The sequence below is a fragment of the Protofrankia sp. CiP1_Cm_nod3 genome, assembly GCF_982290655.1.
Map to the genome: position 1 here is coordinate 1,358 of NZ_CEVIVD010000090.1, position 1,888 is coordinate 3,245.

Annotated in this window: 2 protein-coding genes; one reads left to right on the forward strand and one right to left on the reverse strand. The window is 70.3% G+C overall.

The window, feature by feature from the left end; all coding sequences use genetic code 11:
• The coding region (locus AC5LUJ_RS16455) for a class I SAM-dependent DNA methyltransferase (RefSeq protein ID WP_493465243.1) at positions 1–1,527 on the forward strand (1,527 nt) is incomplete at its 5' end.
• Between the two features lie 124 nt (positions 1,528–1,651).
• On the opposite strand, the gene AC5LUJ_RS16460 is transcribed toward AC5LUJ_RS16455, so the two are convergent.
• Positions 1,652–1,819 carry a hypothetical protein gene (locus AC5LUJ_RS16460; RefSeq protein ID WP_493465244.1) on the reverse strand — a complete coding sequence of 56 codons (168 nt, stop codon included), beginning with the start codon at positions 1,817–1,819 and terminating at the stop codon, positions 1,652–1,654.
• Positions 1,820–1,888: the final 69 nt, after the last annotated feature.

The window sequence follows — 1,888 nt, forward strand, 5'->3', positions numbered from 1 at the left end:
GCTGTGACTCCCGCTTCCCCCGCTCAGGCACATGCGCAGACCAGCTCGCTGGTCGCGAAGCTGTGGAACTACTGCAACGTGCTGCGGGACAGCGGGCTGTCCACCATCGAGTACGTCGAGCAGCTGTCCTATCTGCTCTTCCTCAAGATGGCCGACGAGATCGCCAGTGACCCGTTCACCGAGGAGGAGGCCCGGCCGGTCGTCCCGGCCGCGTTCGACTGGCAGGCGCTCGCCCGGCTCAAGGGCGTCGACCTGGAGGTCCACTACCGGCGGACCCTGGAGGCGCTGGCGAGGAACGCCGGCACCACCCTCGGCACGATCTTCGCCAAGGCGCAGAACCGGATCACCGAGCCCGCGCTGCTGGAGAGGCTCGTCATCGACCTGATCGGCCGGGAGGAGTGGACGATCCAGGGCACCGACCTCAAGGGCGACGCCTACGAGGGCCTGCTCGCCAAGGGCGCCGAGGACACCAAGACCGGCGCCGGCCAGTACTTCACCCCCCGCGCCCTCATCGACGCCATGGTCGACGTCACCCAGCCGACCCCCACCGACACGATCACCGACCCGGCCTGCGGCACCGGCGGCTTCCTCATCGCCGCCCACCACTACATCCGCACCCACCACATGGACGACATCTCCCGCGAGGACCGGCTCTCCCTCGGCGCGGGAAAGATCTGGGGCACCGAACTCGTCACCGGGACCGCCCGGCTCGCCGCGATGAACATGCTGCTGCACGGCATCGGTGACGCCGACGGCCCATCCCTGATCACCGTCTCCGACGCGCTCGCCGAGCAGCCCCGCCGGCACGCCTCGCTGGTGCTGGCCAACCCGCCGTTCGGGAAGAAGTCCGCGATCACCGTCGTCGGCACCGACGGCCGGGCCGAACGCGAGGACATCTCCTACGAGCGAGCCGACTTCCGCGCCACCACCACCAACAAACAGCTCAACTTCCTCCAGCACATCATGTCGCTGCTGGCGATGAACGGCCGGGCCGCCGTCGTCCTGCCCGACAACGTGCTGTTCGAGGGCGGCGCCGGGGAGAGGGTCCGCCGCCGGCTGCTCGAGGAGTTCGACCTGCACACCCTCCTGCGCCTGCCCACCGGCATCTTCTACGCCGGCGGGGTGAAGGCCAACGTCCTGTTCTTCGAGAAGAAGCCGCCCCGCGGCGGCGGCGGCCACAACACCTCGAAGCTGTGGGTGTACGACTTCCGCACCGGCAGGCACTTCACACTCAAACAGCGCCCGCTGCGCCGCGCGGACCTCGACGACTTCGTCGAGGCCTACCTGCCCGGCAAGCCCCACGACGAGCGGGTCGAGTCCGAGCGTTTCCGCGCCTTCGACCACGCCGACCTGATCGCCCGCGACAAGGTCAACCTCGACATCACCTGGCTGAAGGACCCGGCCCTCGACGACGCCGACAGCCTGCTGCCCCCCGAGCTGATCGCCCGTGAGATCGTCGAGGACCTGCAGGCCGCCCTCACCGAGTTCACCGCCCTCGCCGACTCCCTCGGCGGCGAAACCCCCTGAACGCGCCCCGCGGGGCACACTCCTCGGCTGGACTCTGGACTGTCGTGGGCTGGGTCGTCGCCATCGCGCCTGCCGTCGACCAGCATCCGCCGGCCACGTATCCACCCGGGCCGCCGCCGCCCGGTCAGTATCCACCGGGCGCGTACCCGTCCGGGTCGCCGGCACGGCACCAGCGGGCGTTGCGGGCGGTGGCGTGCGGAGCGCGGCGCCGGGCCCCGCGGGCGGCGCACCCGGGAGCGTCACTGTCGATCAGGCTTTCCACGGCTGACGGCGCGTCACCGGTGCCATGCATGATCGCAAAATTCGCGGTTCGCTAGCCTTCATTCCGTATACCGCGCCCGCCGGGGAAGCAGGACGCCGG